The sequence below is a fragment of the Hydrogenovibrio marinus genome (genome assembly GCF_013340845.1).
GTDB lineage: Bacteria > Pseudomonadota > Gammaproteobacteria > Thiomicrospirales > Thiomicrospiraceae > Hydrogenovibrio > Hydrogenovibrio marinus.
The window spans coordinates 819,564-832,094 of the sequence record NZ_AP020335.1; the positions used below are offsets into that span (position 1 = coordinate 819,564).

Sequence of the window (12,531 nt, forward strand, 5' to 3'; positions counted from 1 at the left end):
AACATAAGAAGAGTATGGTTTTTTGCATAAAATTCGGTTAGGCTTTAGTTGAGAGTATTATAAAACGAAGCATGAAAGACATATATAAAGAATCATGACTTTTAAAGAATCATGACTTTGTTTCAGTTGGTTTGTCATCTAAAATTTATAATTTTCGTTTTGATGGGTGATAGAGTTTTGTATAAAAACTATGAGTTGGATATGACAGGGTTGGCTTGTCCAATGCCGATTGTAAAGTTGAAAAAGTTTTTGGCGGAGCATCCAGGTGAAAGCCTTGAAATTGATTTTAAAGCTTCGGATAAAGGTGCTATGAAAGATGTTCCGGCGTTTTGCCGGCAGCAAGGCTTGGATTGCCTCTTCAAAAAAGAAGATCAAGGTTTTTTGTATTTCAAGCTGACGAAGAGTTGAATGTATGGATAGTGAAACATCACAGGAACAGGTCAGTATTATTTTGACAAAAGGGTCGCTTGACTGGGTTTATGCAACGCTTATTCTTGCGAGTACAGCCGCCGCGATGGGGAAAAAAGTAGATGTTTTTTGTTCTTTTTATGGTGTGAAAGGGTTGTATCGTAATACCTCTAGCCTAAAAGTTTCCCCTCTAGCAAATCCAGCCATGATTTTAAGACTTCCAGTTGGCCCAGGTTGGTTGAAAAAAATTGACTGGAATAAAGTATTGCCTCAGGTTATATGGATTATTCCCGGCATGACCGCTCTGGTTACCTTTGCATTCAAGCTACAGATGAAGCGTCAAAATCAACTGCCCATTGATGAGCTTAGAACATTATGTTTGGATTTAGGGGTGAAGTTTACTGCCTGTTCAATGGCGTTTGACCTTTTAGGTATTAGTGAATCAGATCTTATAGATGAAATAGAAATAGCAGGTGCAGCGACGTACTTTGCAGAAAGCCCACCTTCTCAGAGCTTGTTTATCTGAAGCAAGCTGAGAAAAGGGAACGGAAAGAAGAGAGAAGTAATGTTGTATAAGAAGATTACCAAAGCCATTTTACCTGTAGCCGGTTTGGGTACACGGTTTTTACCTGCAACCAAGGCTATTCCAAAAGAGATGTTGACAGTGGTTGATAAGCCGTTGATTCAATATATTGTTCATGAAGCTGCTGAAGCTGGCATAACCGATATTATATTAGTGACCCACTCTAGTAAGAATGCAATAGAAAACCATTTTGATAAGCACTATGAGCTGGAAACAGAGCTGCAGTTAAGGGGGAAAGAGGAACGTCTGATCCCGATTCAAGAGATTACGCCTGAAGGTGTTCGGATTGTGAGTGTTCGTCAGCCAGAAGCGCTAGGACTGGGGCATGCTATTTTATGTGCAGAGCCTGTTATCGCAAGTGATGAACCTTTTGCGGTGTTGCTGCCGGATGTTTTGATGTATCACTCGAAAAAAGGGTGTTTGGCACAGATGGTGGATTTTTATGAAAAAGTCCATACAAGTGTTATTGCTTTGGAAGCGGTACCAGAGGATCAGGTGGAAAAGTACGGTATTGCAGCAATCAATGGCGCGGATATGCGTATTTCCAGTTTGGTGGAAAAACCCAAAAAAGGAGACGCACCATCTAATCTGTCTGTTGTCGGGCGTTATATTTTTACCCCTCGTTTGATGCAACTTTTAAAAATTACTAAACCTGGGGCAGGCGGTGAAATTCAGCTGACTGACGCAATGGATAGGTTGCTAGATGAAGAGGTAATGTTCGGCTTTGAATTTAAAGATGGTAAAAGCTACGATTGTGGTGATAAACAGGGGTTTTTACAAGCTAATATCGAATATGCATTGCGTGATCCAAAACTAGGAGCTGACTTTAAAGAATACTTGAAATCTTTGGATATAGATTCGATTTAAGAATTAAAGTTAGACGAAGAATAAAAAAAGAAGGGTGCTTATGACATTAGATGCTTCACCTGCTTGGCAAGCTTTACAAGTACATTGTGATGCTGGCTTGGGAACAATGTCCATGTCTCAGTTGTTTAAAAACGATAGTAATCGAACAGACAAATTTTCTCATGAATTTGATGATCTTTACGTTGATTATTCCAAAAATCGCATCACAGAAGAGACAATGTCTCTTCTTTTTGAATTGGCGGATCAACAAGATTTGTCAGGCTGGATTTATAAATTGTTATCCGGTGAAAAGGTCAATGACACAGAAGATAGACCAGCGCTTCACACTGCGCTAAGGGCTAATCACAAAGGTGTTAGCGGGCTTGCAGCACTGGTACAGGATGATGTTGATGCTCAGTTTGACAGCATGGCAAGAATTGTCAATAAAGTACGTTCTGGACACTGGCGTGGCTTTAGTGGTAAGGCAATTACGGATGTTGTGAATATTGGTGTGGGTGGTTCTGATTTGGGGCCATTAATGATTACTCAAAGCTTGCAGACCATTCAATCCCCAGTGAATCTTCATTTCATTTCCTCTATCGACGGTACCCAAACATCTAATCTTCTAAACAAACTTAAACAAGAAACGACACTCTTCATTTTGGCGTCAAAATCTTTTACGACGATTGATACACTTTCCAATGCTGAAACAGCAATAGACTGGTTGGAAGAGGCTATTAAGGACAAGCAAGAAATCTACTCGCAGCACTTTATCGGTGTGTCGACTAAGCCCGATATGATGACGGAATGGGGGATTCCCCCTGAAAACCAGCTTATTTTTTGGGATTGGGTAGGAGGTCGCTATTCATTGTGGTCTGCCATTGGTTTGCCTATAGCGCTACAAATTGGTATGGATAAGTTCAGAGAGTTGCTTGAAGGTGCCAGAATTATGGATGAGCACTTTGGATTAGAGCCTTTTGAGCGGAATCTTCCTGTTATCTTGGGCTTGATAGATATCTGGAATATTAATTTTTTAAACATTCAGAAAAAAGCGATTCTTCCTTACGATGCCCGTCTGAAATACCTTCCTTCATATCTTGAACAGTTAGTTATGGAGAGCAACGGGAAATCCGTCAATAGAGATGGTAAAGAAGTTGGTTACAAGACTTGTCCTGTTCTTTGGGGGGAGGTCGGCCCTAATGCACAACATGCCTTTTATCAGTTGCTGCATCAAGGGACACAAAAGGTGATGTGTGATTTTTTTGCTCTGAAGATTAGAGATGATTTTGATGCCAGTTCTCATACAGGCAGAAATGAAAGTTTGAAGTCTCAGCATGAGTTGGCTTTGGCGAATTGTTTTGCGCAATCCCGTGTGTTGATGCTGGGGGATGATGCGATTCCGGAGAGCTTGAAGGCTAACTTTGATTCTCCTTTTAAGCACTATCCGGGTAACCAGCCGTCGAATACGATTTTGATGAAGGATATTTCGCCTAAAACACTAGGGATGTTGATTGCACTTTACGAGCATAAGACTTTTGTAGAAGGAGTGATTTGGGAGATTAACTCTTTTGATCAGTGGGGGGTTGAGCTTGGAAAATTGATTGCCAAAGAGACCAAAGCGGCATTACGGGATGCTTCTTTAGCGGAACAGTTTGATGCTTCAACAAGAAAACTGATTGAGAAGGTGACATCATGAAAATTTCGGTTTTTGGGTGCGAATTAAGTGGTTTGGTGACAGCGGGAGCTTTGGCGCAGACGGGAAATGAAGTCATGGCTTTGCCTATCGGTATTGTCAAAGTCGAGGATTTGCAAAACGGTGTTTTACCGAGGGAAGAGCCTGGGCTTGCATCATTAATAAAGTCACAATATGAAGAAGAACGTTTGTTTTTTGAAGCAGATTGGTCTTTAGGGGTCGAATATGGTGATGTACTGTTTTTGAGTATGCCGTCATGGAATATTCGGAAAGCAGAAGACATAGTTGACCTTATTTCCAGTACGGCTGAAAAAGACCTGATTGTTGTGAATCAAAGCACTTTTCCTATCGGTACAGCGGATCGTTTTTTACAGATTATCCAACAAGGGTTTGCGCGTCGTGGTGTAGAAGCTAAAGTAGCAGTGGTCTCTATGCCGGAATTCATGAGTGAAGGGTCAGCCGTGAAGGATTTCACGCGACCAGATCGTGTTGTGTTGGGCGGAGATTGTCAGGAAGCTATTGCAACCATCAGAGACATTATGCGCCCTTTTAACTATACGGTCGATCAAATCAAAGTTATGTCGACAAGAGCTGCGGAATATACCAAGTATGCGGTTAATGCGCTTTTGGCAACTCGAATGAGTTTGGTGAACGAGTTGGCCAATAATGCTGAGCATTTTGATATCGATATGGAGCAGGTTCGTCAAGGTCTAGGTTCAGATGGACGCGTTGGATTTAGCTATCTTTATCCTGGTTGTGGTTTTGGTGGACCGAGCTTTGCTGAAGATGTTAAAACCCTTGTTGGAACACTTGAATCTAAGGGTTATGATGCAGATTTGTTAAAAACGGTTTTGAGTAATAATGAATCTCAAAAAGAGGTTTTGTTTAGAAAAGCATGGCGCTATTTTCATAACCGACTGCAGGATAAGACCATTGCAATATGGGGGCTTTCGTTTAAGCCAAATACGGCTACTGTCGATAATGCACCAAGTTTGAAAACAGTTGAAGCTTTGGTGGCACAAGGCGCAAAAGTTGTGGCTTATGATCCTAAAGGGAAAAAAGCATTTCAGCGTTACTGGGGAGAAGATCGTCAAGGTGTATCCTACGTTAATGACATGTATCAGGCGCTGGAAAATGCTGATGCATTAATGGTGTTGACCGAATGGAAGCACTTTTGGAACCCGGATTATGAACGTATGAAATCACTCATGGCTCAGCCTGTTATTTTTGACGGTCGCAATATCTATGACTTGAATGTAATGCAATCCAAAGGGTTTGAATACTTTGGTGTCGGTAGGGGGCAATTTATTTAATTCGTTTTTCCGTTTTTAAGCCAAACCATTTCTTTTTCCCTGTGCTACTTGCAGAAATAGTTTGGTCTCCATCTTGTTACCTATACGCTTTCTTTATAGAATGTGTGTCTACTTAAAATAAAAAGAATTTCACAATGAAACCTTCGTTTGAAAAAGGCATTTATCTTTTGCCTAACCTCATGACGACAAGCGCTCTCTTCGCAGGATTTTATGCTGTTATTGCCGGAATGAACGGTTATTTCGAGCAGGGCGCTATCGCTATTTTCGTCGCAATGATTTTTGATGGGTTGGACGGCCGTGTTGCACGCATGACCAACTCGTGCAGTGCTTTCGGCGCAGAGTATGACAGTCTCGCCGATATGATTTCATTTGGATTGGCGCCAGCGCTGCTTATCTATCAATGGGCGCTTCATGATTTCGGTAAGCTAGGTTGGTTAATTGCCTTTGTTTATACGGTAGGCGCAGCGCTGAGATTGGCAAGATTCAACACGCAAGTCGGTATTGCAGATAAACGCTATTTCCAAGGGTTACCGAGTCCTGCGGCCGCGGCACTATTGGCAGGTTTTGTTTGGATGGTGGAAACCAATCATATTCAAACTGGGTTAGAGTCGTTCTTTACATTATTCCTGACATTGGCTGCGGGTTTGATGATGGTTAGTAATATGCGATTTAACTCTTTTAAAGAGTTAAATTTAAAAGGAAAAGTGCCTTTTGTTACCTTACTGTTAATCGTGTTGGTGTTTGTGGTTATTACTTTAAAGCCAGCCGTAATTTTGTTCGGTTTCTTTTTCCTTTATGCGCTGTCAGGCCCAATTTTGACACTGAGGCTTTTGCAACAAAAACGTTCTGAAAGACGTAGTAAAAAGCGTAAGGCTTCAGAACAAAACGAAACGGAAAAAAAGGAGACGGAACAACCGTCTGCTGAAAGTGATGCACCTTAATCTGTTTAGCGATTAAGCACTAGATTTAGAAAATAGAAGAGATAATTATGAAGCAACAGCTTGTTATTTTTGACACGACTTTAAGAGATGGTGAGCAAAGTCCTGGCGCATCGATGACAAAGGATGAAAAAATCCGTATTGCGCGCCAATTGGAAAAATTAAAAGTTGATGTTATTGAAGCTGGATTTCCAGCGGCGAGCCAAGGTGATTTTGAGTCGGTTCACGCTGTTGCTTCTGTTGTGAAGGATAGTACGATTTGTGGATTGGCTCGTGCTGTCGAAAACGACATTGTGCGTGCTGGTGAAGCGATCAAGCCTGCAAACTCTGGGCGTATCCATACTTTTATTGCGACCTCTCCTATTCACATGGAAATGAAGTTGCGCATGTCGCCGGATGAAGTGGTAGAACGTGCAGTTTGGGCGGTTAAGAGAGCAAGAGACTTTACGGATAATGTCGAGTTCTCTCCTGAGGATGCAGGTCGTTCAGAGTTGGATTTTCTATGCCGAGTGATTGAAGCCGCTATTGATGCTGGTGCAACCACAATCAATATTCCAGATACGGTCGGTTATAACATTCCGGAGCAGTTCGGTGACTTGATGCATAACTTGTTGACGAAAATTCCGAACTCAGATAAGGCGATTTTTTCTGCCCACTGTCATAACGACTTGGGCTTGGCGGTAGCCAACTCTTTGGCTGCCGTAAAAGCAGGTGCGAGACAAGTTGAGTGTACGATCAATGGCTTGGGTGAGCGCGCAGGTAATACGGCGCTAGAAGAATTGGTCATGGCAGTACGTACTCGGCAAGATGCTTTTGCAGTGGATACACGCATTAATACCAGAGAAATTTTAGCGACATCCCGTTTGGTTTCAGGGATTACGGGGTTTGCTGTACAGCCTAATAAAGCGATTGTAGGTGCCAATGCATTCGCGCATGAGTCTGGTATTCACCAAGACGGTGTTCTGAAGCATCGCGAGACCTATGAAATCATGCGTGCAGAAGATGTGGGCTGGAGCACGAACAAAATGGTTCTAGGGAAACACTCTGGACGCAGTGCTTTCCGTAGCCGCTTAGAAGAATTAGGCATTGAGTTTGATACTGAGCAAGAGCTGAATGAGGCTTTTGTTAGATTTAAAGAATTAGCCGATCTTAAACACGAAATTTACGATGAAGACCTTCAAGCATTGGTTACCGATAATAGTGCTCAGCGCTTAGAAAATGAACGTTATCGTTTGGTTGCTTTGAATGCTGGAACCACTACCGGTGATGCGCCTAATGCTGAAGTGACACTGTGGGTGGACGGTGTTGAGAAAACGGCAAGTGCCAGCGGCGGCGGTGTGGTTGATGCTACCTTTAAAGCCATTGAAAAAATGGTGAATTCAGGAGCAAGCTTGGAATTGTACTCAGTGAGTAATGTGACCAATGGTACCGATTCATTGGGAGAGACTTCTGTACGCATGGAGAAGGCAGGACGTATCGTCAATGGGCAAGGTTCCGATACTGATATCATCACGGCTTCTGCTAAAGCTTATATCAATGCGCTGAACAAGCTTGAATCCACGCAGCAAAAATCACATCCTCAAGCATCTGTATAGAGATCATGATGTTTTCTTTTCTAGGAAACAGTCAAAACAACCGGCTTGCGATAGCATTGTTAAAAGCCGGTACTATTTTTGAGCAAGCCCGTTATGTCTAAAACAACGCTTGACCCTTCTTTACTTGAACAACTCGGTATCGTGAATTGGCGAATGCACACGCAGTTCGCACGTTCTCCTGAGGCACCGGTATATGAGAGTGCCAACCAAAACCAAGTAGCAGCAGTGGTGAAAGAAAGTCCGCAGCCAGCCTATAGCGCACTAGAAGAGCCTGTTGAGCAGATAGTGGGTGATGTTGTCGAGCTAGAAGCTTCTGAAGCCTTGCAGTCAGAGAATCAGAGCACAACGGAACTGGTTTTTGTTGGTGTTGGGTTGGAGCAGGTTTGGCAAAATGAAGAAAGCCCTGCTTGGCGCTTGATGTTGAATATTTTGAACGCACTTGAGATTTCGGAAGAAGATGTTCTTTATTTCGATACTGGATTGTTACACACGGAGGATGCCATTTGGATGACCCTTGAAGAGATTATTGATACAGGGGTTGAGCAGGTATTTAGTTTTGACGAAGATGGTATGTTGAACGAAGCCCTTTCTGAAGGGCTTCAAGTGGAAACTTTGCCGAGCTTAGACGCAATGTTGATGCAAGGTTATGCAAAAAAACAAGGTTACTATCGGTTAGCAAATTATGTTCGCTGAATTTAGTTATTTTCGTCCAATGGACGAATATGATGTCAAATGGGTGTTGAGTACAGAAAAAGCATCCTATGATTTTCCCTGGTCTCCTCAGGGTTTCACCAAAGCCATGGATGATGGCTTAGCCTATATTTTGTGTGATGTAGATGATAGGAAGCTTGGATATGCCTGTTTCCTAGCAGTGTTGGATGAGATTCATTTACTGAATTTATGTGTCGCGCCAGACTTTAGGCAGCAAGGGATCGCGGGGGATGCTCTGCGAAAGTTCAAGGATTATTTTCTGGATTCCGACTATGAGAAGATGTTGCTAGAAGTCAGGGTTTCCAATCCTGCGAAAGTGCTCTATGAAAAACATGGTTTCATTGAAGATGGTATTCGAAAAGGTTACTACCCGCTGAAGAATACGCATGATAAGGAAGATGCTGTCCTGATGTCTTGCTTGCTGGCGGAGAGTGCTTAAAAAAATACCAGGTTGGGGTGTCTTACCCCAACCTGGCAGATTTTATGAAAAGATAGGCTTAAGCGCGGTATTCTTTTGGGATGGTGTTGCTGATAACCTGAGCCATCGCTTTCATCATTTTCGGATTGGCCGCAATCAAGTTGCCTGATTCCAGGTATTTATCACCTCCTAGCATGTCACTGACCAGTCCGCCTGCTTCATTCACAATCAACGCACCAGCTGCAATATCCCATGGTTTTAGGTTTAGCTCCCAGTAGCCATCCACACGCCCGCATGCAACGTAAGCCAAGTCCAGTGCTGCTGAACCTGGTCTGCGGATGCCCGCAGTTTGCAGCATGAATTCCTTGAAACAAGCCAGGTAAGCATCAGCGAATTCAAAGTTGTAATAAGGAATGCCTGTCGCCAAAAGCGCGTTTTTCAATGTCTTTTGTTCACTGACTCGAATACGGTAATTGTTCATACGAGCTCCGCCTCCACGAGATGCAGAGAACAACTCGTCACGAGTTGGATCAAAAATGACACCGTGCATCAGACGCCCTTTTTCAGTCACTGCGATGGAAACTGCAAACTGTGGGAATCCGTGCAAAAAGTTGGTTGTGCCATCTAGTGGATCGATAATCCATTCAAAATCGGAATCTTTTTTGTGAGCACCACTTTCTTCAGCCAATATGCTGTGTTGAGGATAGTATTTGCGGATGGTGTCGATAATGATTTTTTCCGCATGCTTGTCGATTTCGCTGACGTAATCGTTGCGTCCTTTCTCTTCAACGTTGAGCTGCTCGATGTTTCGCATTTGATTTGCGATAAAATAACCAGCTTCTTTTGCGGCGATGCTGGCAACATTCAAAATAGGATGCATAAGACGTTTTCCAATTGTTAGAATATCGGGTTAAACTTTAGAACTGACGGAATTATAACGGAAAATAAATGATAGAAGACTATAGAAGCCATCCGAAACTGTCAAAAATTAAAATTGTTTTGATTGAGACTTCCCATCCAGGCAATATTGGCGCGGTTGCGCGAGCAATGAAAAATATGGGGTTAAGTCAGTTAGTGCTGGTAAATCCGAAAGAATTCCCAAGTCAGGTTGCCTCGGCTAGAGCGTCGGGAGCGGCTGATGTTTTGAGTGAAGCGGTTGTAAAAGAGACTTTGGATGAGGCCATCGCTGATTGCAAATTGGTTGTGGGGGCGAGTGCTCGTCTGCGCAAAGTGTCTTGGCCACAAATGGATGTTAGAGAAACCGCTACCATGATCATGGAAGTAACTGAGAATGAAGATGACCAAGTGGCGTTGTTGTTTGGTCGAGAAGACTCTGGGTTGAGCAATGCAGAGCTGGATAAATGTCATTACCTTGCACATATTCCGACGAACCCAACCTACAGTTCTTTGAACATTGCGGCGGCAGTACAGGTTTTTGTTTATGAGTGCTTGATGGCGACGGATCTGAAGAACAGTTTTTCATCTGGTCAATACAATCACAAGTTAGCTTCATCCGAACAATTAGAAGGGTTTTATGATCACTTGTATCAAAGTTTGCAAGATATCGGCTTCTTAGACCCAGCAAAGAATGCACGTTTCATGCGAAGAATGCGTAAGTTGTTTAACCGCACTCAGTTGGATGTCAAAGAGATTGATATACTAAGAGGAATTTTGACTGCGTCGCAGAGACAGTCAGTTAAACTTCAAGAGCTTCAAGCATTGCAAAGTTCAGAACCAGAAGTGGAACCAAAAAATGTTTAAAAGAATCAGATCAGATGTCCAGTCAGTCTTCGAGCGTGATCCTGCAGCAAGAAGTACGTTCGAAGTTCTAACGACTTACCCTGGTTTGCATGCCATTTTGTTTTACCGTCTGACACATTGGTTGTGGGGTAAAGGTCTGAAATGGTTGGCCAGATTTATTTCGGGATTCGCTCGATGGTTTACCGGGATTGAAATTCACCCAGCGGCAAAAATTGGTGAGCGATTCTTTATTGACCACGGTATGGGGATTGTTATTGGAGAAACGGCGGAAATTGGTGATGATTGTACGCTGTACCAAGGTGTGACTCTAGGTGGTGTTAGCGCAAGCGAAGGCAAACGACATCCTACTTTAGGGAATCGTGTTGTTGTGGGCGCTGGCGCAAAAGTTCTGGGTCCCTTTACTGTAGGTGACGATGCTCGTATCGGTTCTAACGCAGTGGTGTTGAAATCGGTTCCTGCTAACCGAACTGTGGTTGGAATTCCTGGAAGGGTGGTTGACCCTGATCGTAAAAAATCACGTCGTGAGAAGATGGCAGAAAAAATCGGGTTTGATGCTTATGGTGTCAGTCAGGATGTTCAAGATCCAATCGAGAAAGCTATCTTCAGTTTGTTGGATCATGTGCAGAGTCAGGATGAACAGTTAGAGAAGCTCAATCAAGCAGTTAAGCAACTTGGTGGTTCGGATTCTCATGTGGATTTACCGAGTCTTGAAGATGCGGTGTTAGAGCCGGATAATCCGGAGTATCAAGCGCACATTAAAAAAGTGGACACTAATAGATAAGGATTGATTTAGTCGCTCACTCATCATCGAATAATTCTTGAGTTGTTCACTAGGTTATTATAGAATAACCTTAGTTTTTACATGTTAATCAAGCTTTAAAGCGGATAAAGCTTTAAAGGGGAAGGGTGATGAAGCTGACTTCAAAGGGTCGTTATGCAGTAACGGCAATGCTCGATATTGCGATTAATCAGTCGAAAGGACCGATTACTTTAGCGATGATTTCCGAAAGGCAGGATATTTCGCTGTCTTATCTAGAGCAAATTTTTGCCAAACTGAAAAAATCAGATTTGGTTTTGAGTGCTAGAGGGCCAGGCGGCGGATATCGTTTGAGTCGTGACCCAGGTGAAATTTCAGTGAGTGAAGTTATTGCGGCGGTGAACGAGGATTTGGAGGCCAGAAAGTGCAAAGGCCGTGAGAATTGTAAAGGCGGTGAAGAGTGTCTTTCTCATGAGTTGTGGTCAGATTTGAGTGAGATGATCGAGCAATTTTTGGAAAATATCACCCTGCAAAAAATTATCGAAAAACGTTCAAGCGTGAAAGAAATTATTTTTGCTTAGGCGTTTGCGTAAAGGAGAATATCAATGGCTGTTACCTTAACAGAATCTGCTGCTGAGAGAGTCAGAATCATGCTGGCAAAAAGAGGTCATGGTTTAGGACTGAAGCTGGCAACAAAAGTAAGTGGGTGTGCCGGTTTTGCATATGTCGTTGACTATGCAGATGAAATTACCGATGATGACGCTGTTTTTGAAAGTCATGGACAGAAAGTCGTCGTTCCCAAAAAGAGTTTAGAGCAAGTGGACGGTACTGAGCTGGACTATGTCAAAGAAAGCTTGTTGAATGAAGGTTTTGAGTTCCATAATCCGAAAGTTAAAGACGCTTGTGGTTGTGGAGAATCTTTTACCATATAGTGCCAGCATTTCGCCCAAACTCATAAAAAGACCCCGGTTTTGATCGGGGTCTTTTATTTTCAGACTTTTTTCAGCAATCAGCAAGCTAGATTGTTAAAATACCTCATATTTTGTCACTACAGACCAAACAGGATTCTTTCATTATGGTACAACGCACTTTTTCTATTATTAAACCGGATGCGGTGAATAGAAATTTAATCGGTGAAATTACGGCCAGGCTAGAGAAAAGTGGCTTGTCAGTGATTGCATCTAAGATGCTTCATTTAACGACCGAACAGGCCGCAGGTTTTTATGCTGAACATGAGGGTAAACCCTTTTATGAGACGTTGATTACCAACATGACAGCAGGGTCGATTATTGTCCAGGTGCTGGAAGGTGAAGATGCTGTTGCTAAGAACCGTGAGGTGATGGGTACGACGGATCCTGAAAAAGCGGCACCGGGTACGATTCGAAAAGATTTTGCGGTTTCAATGCAAAAAAACTCTGTTCATGGGTCAGATTCTCCAGAAAGTGCGGCAAGAGAGATTGCCTACTTCTTTAATGAAAATGAAATTTATCCTCGATAGCCATTAATCG

At 42.8% G+C, this 12,531-nt stretch carries 15 protein-coding genes; 14 read left to right on the forward strand and 1 reads right to left on the reverse strand.

The window, feature by feature from the left end; genetic code table 11:
* Positions 1–177 precede the first annotated feature (177 nt).
* The 9 genes from HVMH_RS03755 (at position 178) to rimI (ending at position 8,526) form a co-directional block, all read left to right on the forward strand.
* Positions 178–408: a sulfurtransferase TusA family protein gene (locus HVMH_RS03755; RefSeq protein WP_197942630.1), complete on the forward strand. Its 231-nt coding sequence runs from the start codon at positions 178–180 to the stop codon at positions 406–408.
* Between the two features lie 4 nt (positions 409–412).
* On the forward strand, positions 413–934 hold the full coding sequence (locus HVMH_RS03760) for a DsrE/DsrF/DrsH-like family protein (protein ID WP_029908073.1): 522 nt from the start codon (positions 413–415) through the stop codon (positions 932–934).
* 39 nt (positions 935–973) lie between these two features.
* Positions 974–1,858, forward strand: coding sequence for a UTP--glucose-1-phosphate uridylyltransferase GalU (galU, locus tag HVMH_RS03765; protein ID WP_029908075.1), 885 nt, complete (start codon positions 974–976; stop codon positions 1,856–1,858).
* A 40-nt stretch (positions 1,859–1,898) separates the two neighbouring features.
* The gene (pgi, locus tag HVMH_RS03770) at positions 1,899–3,533 is read left to right on the forward strand and encodes a glucose-6-phosphate isomerase (RefSeq protein WP_029908077.1); all 1,635 of its coding nucleotides are present in this window, start codon (positions 1,899–1,901) and stop codon (positions 3,531–3,533) included.
* Entirely contained in the window at positions 3,530–4,843 is a 1,314-nt protein-coding gene (locus HVMH_RS03775; protein ID WP_029908079.1) for a UDP-glucose dehydrogenase family protein, read from the forward strand. Before pgi ends, HVMH_RS03775 begins: the two co-directional genes overlap by 4 nt.
* Positions 4,844–4,977: 134 nt before the next feature.
* Positions 4,978–5,784: a CDP-diacylglycerol--serine O-phosphatidyltransferase gene (pssA, locus tag HVMH_RS03780; protein ID WP_035629185.1), complete on the forward strand. Its 807-nt coding sequence runs from the start codon at positions 4,978–4,980 to the stop codon at positions 5,782–5,784.
* Between the two features lie 47 nt (positions 5,785–5,831).
* Complete coding sequence (locus HVMH_RS03785) at positions 5,832–7,376, forward strand: 2-isopropylmalate synthase (protein ID WP_029908083.1); 1,545 nt, start codon at positions 5,832–5,834, stop codon at positions 7,374–7,376.
* A 93-nt stretch (positions 7,377–7,469) separates the two neighbouring features.
* Positions 7,470–8,069, forward strand: a complete 600-nt coding sequence (locus HVMH_RS03790; protein WP_029908085.1) for a hypothetical protein — start codon at positions 7,470–7,472, stop codon at positions 8,067–8,069.
* Positions 8,059–8,526: a ribosomal protein S18-alanine N-acetyltransferase gene (gene rimI / locus HVMH_RS03795; protein WP_051623190.1), complete on the forward strand. Its 468-nt coding sequence runs from the start codon at positions 8,059–8,061 to the stop codon at positions 8,524–8,526. The genes HVMH_RS03790 and rimI overlap by 11 nt, the downstream gene beginning before the upstream one ends.
* A gap of 58 nt (positions 8,527–8,584) precedes the next feature.
* Here the strand turns inward: rimI and HVMH_RS03800 are convergent, their stop codons facing one another.
* Positions 8,585–9,385: an inositol monophosphatase family protein gene (locus HVMH_RS03800; RefSeq protein ID WP_029908088.1), complete on the reverse strand. Its 801-nt coding sequence runs from the start codon at positions 9,383–9,385 to the stop codon at positions 8,585–8,587.
* A 68-nt stretch (positions 9,386–9,453) separates the two neighbouring features.
* Between HVMH_RS03800 and HVMH_RS03805 the strand changes: the two genes are divergently transcribed.
* The 5 genes from HVMH_RS03805 (at position 9,454) to ndk (ending at position 12,521) form a co-directional block, all read left to right on the forward strand.
* Positions 9,454–10,266, forward strand: coding sequence for an RNA methyltransferase (locus HVMH_RS03805; protein WP_051623191.1), 813 nt, complete (start codon positions 9,454–9,456; stop codon positions 10,264–10,266).
* Complete coding sequence (gene cysE / locus HVMH_RS03810; protein ID WP_029908092.1) at positions 10,259–11,047, forward strand: serine O-acetyltransferase; 789 nt, start codon at positions 10,259–10,261, stop codon at positions 11,045–11,047. Before HVMH_RS03805 ends, cysE begins: the two co-directional genes overlap by 8 nt.
* Before the next feature lie 128 nt (positions 11,048–11,175).
* Positions 11,176–11,604, forward strand: a complete 429-nt coding sequence (locus HVMH_RS03815; protein ID WP_029908094.1) for an Rrf2 family transcriptional regulator — start codon at positions 11,176–11,178, stop codon at positions 11,602–11,604.
* Positions 11,605–11,628: 24 nt separating this feature from the next.
* Positions 11,629–11,955 carry a HesB/IscA family protein gene (locus HVMH_RS03820; RefSeq protein WP_029908097.1) on the forward strand — a complete coding sequence of 109 codons (327 nt, stop codon included), beginning with the start codon at positions 11,629–11,631 and terminating at the stop codon, positions 11,953–11,955.
* A 143-nt stretch (positions 11,956–12,098) separates the two neighbouring features.
* Entirely contained in the window at positions 12,099–12,521 is a 423-nt protein-coding gene (gene ndk, locus HVMH_RS03825) for a nucleoside-diphosphate kinase (protein ID WP_232087807.1), read from the forward strand.
* Positions 12,522–12,531 lie beyond the last annotated feature (10 nt).

What these genes read in the sequence shown, in the direction of transcription:
- HVMH_RS03805 (WP_051623191.1), top strand. Translation starts at nt 9,454, where the DNA reads ATGATAGAAGACTATAGAAGCCATCCGAAACTGTCAAAAATTAAAATT.
- HVMH_RS03790 (WP_029908085.1), top strand. Translation starts at nt 7,470, where the DNA reads ATGTCTAAAACAACGCTTGACCCTTCTTTACTTGAACAACTCGGTATC.
- HVMH_RS03820 (WP_029908097.1), top strand. Translation starts at nt 11,629, where the DNA reads ATGGCTGTTACCTTAACAGAATCTGCTGCTGAGAGAGTCAGAATCATG.
- HVMH_RS03785 (WP_029908083.1), top strand. Translation starts at nt 5,832, where the DNA reads ATGAAGCAACAGCTTGTTATTTTTGACACGACTTTAAGAGATGGTGAG.
- ndk (WP_232087807.1), top strand. Translation starts at nt 12,099, where the DNA reads ATGGTACAACGCACTTTTTCTATTATTAAACCGGATGCGGTGAATAGA.
- pssA (WP_035629185.1), top strand. Translation starts at nt 4,978, where the DNA reads ATGAAACCTTCGTTTGAAAAAGGCATTTATCTTTTGCCTAACCTCATG.
- pgi (WP_029908077.1), top strand. Translation starts at nt 1,899, where the DNA reads ATGACATTAGATGCTTCACCTGCTTGGCAAGCTTTACAAGTACATTGT.
- HVMH_RS03760 (WP_029908073.1), top strand. Translation starts at nt 413, where the DNA reads ATGGATAGTGAAACATCACAGGAACAGGTCAGTATTATTTTGACAAAA.
- rimI (WP_051623190.1), top strand. Translation starts at nt 8,059, where the DNA reads ATGTTCGCTGAATTTAGTTATTTTCGTCCAATGGACGAATATGATGTC.
- cysE (WP_029908092.1), top strand. Translation starts at nt 10,259, where the DNA reads ATGTTTAAAAGAATCAGATCAGATGTCCAGTCAGTCTTCGAGCGTGAT.
- HVMH_RS03800 (WP_029908088.1), bottom strand. Translation starts at nt 9,385, where the DNA reads ATGCATCCTATTTTGAATGTTGCCAGCATCGCCGCAAAAGAAGCTGGT.
- HVMH_RS03815 (WP_029908094.1), top strand. Translation starts at nt 11,176, where the DNA reads ATGAAGCTGACTTCAAAGGGTCGTTATGCAGTAACGGCAATGCTCGAT.
- HVMH_RS03775 (WP_029908079.1), top strand. Translation starts at nt 3,530, where the DNA reads ATGAAAATTTCGGTTTTTGGGTGCGAATTAAGTGGTTTGGTGACAGCG.
- galU (WP_029908075.1), top strand. Translation starts at nt 974, where the DNA reads ATGTTGTATAAGAAGATTACCAAAGCCATTTTACCTGTAGCCGGTTTG.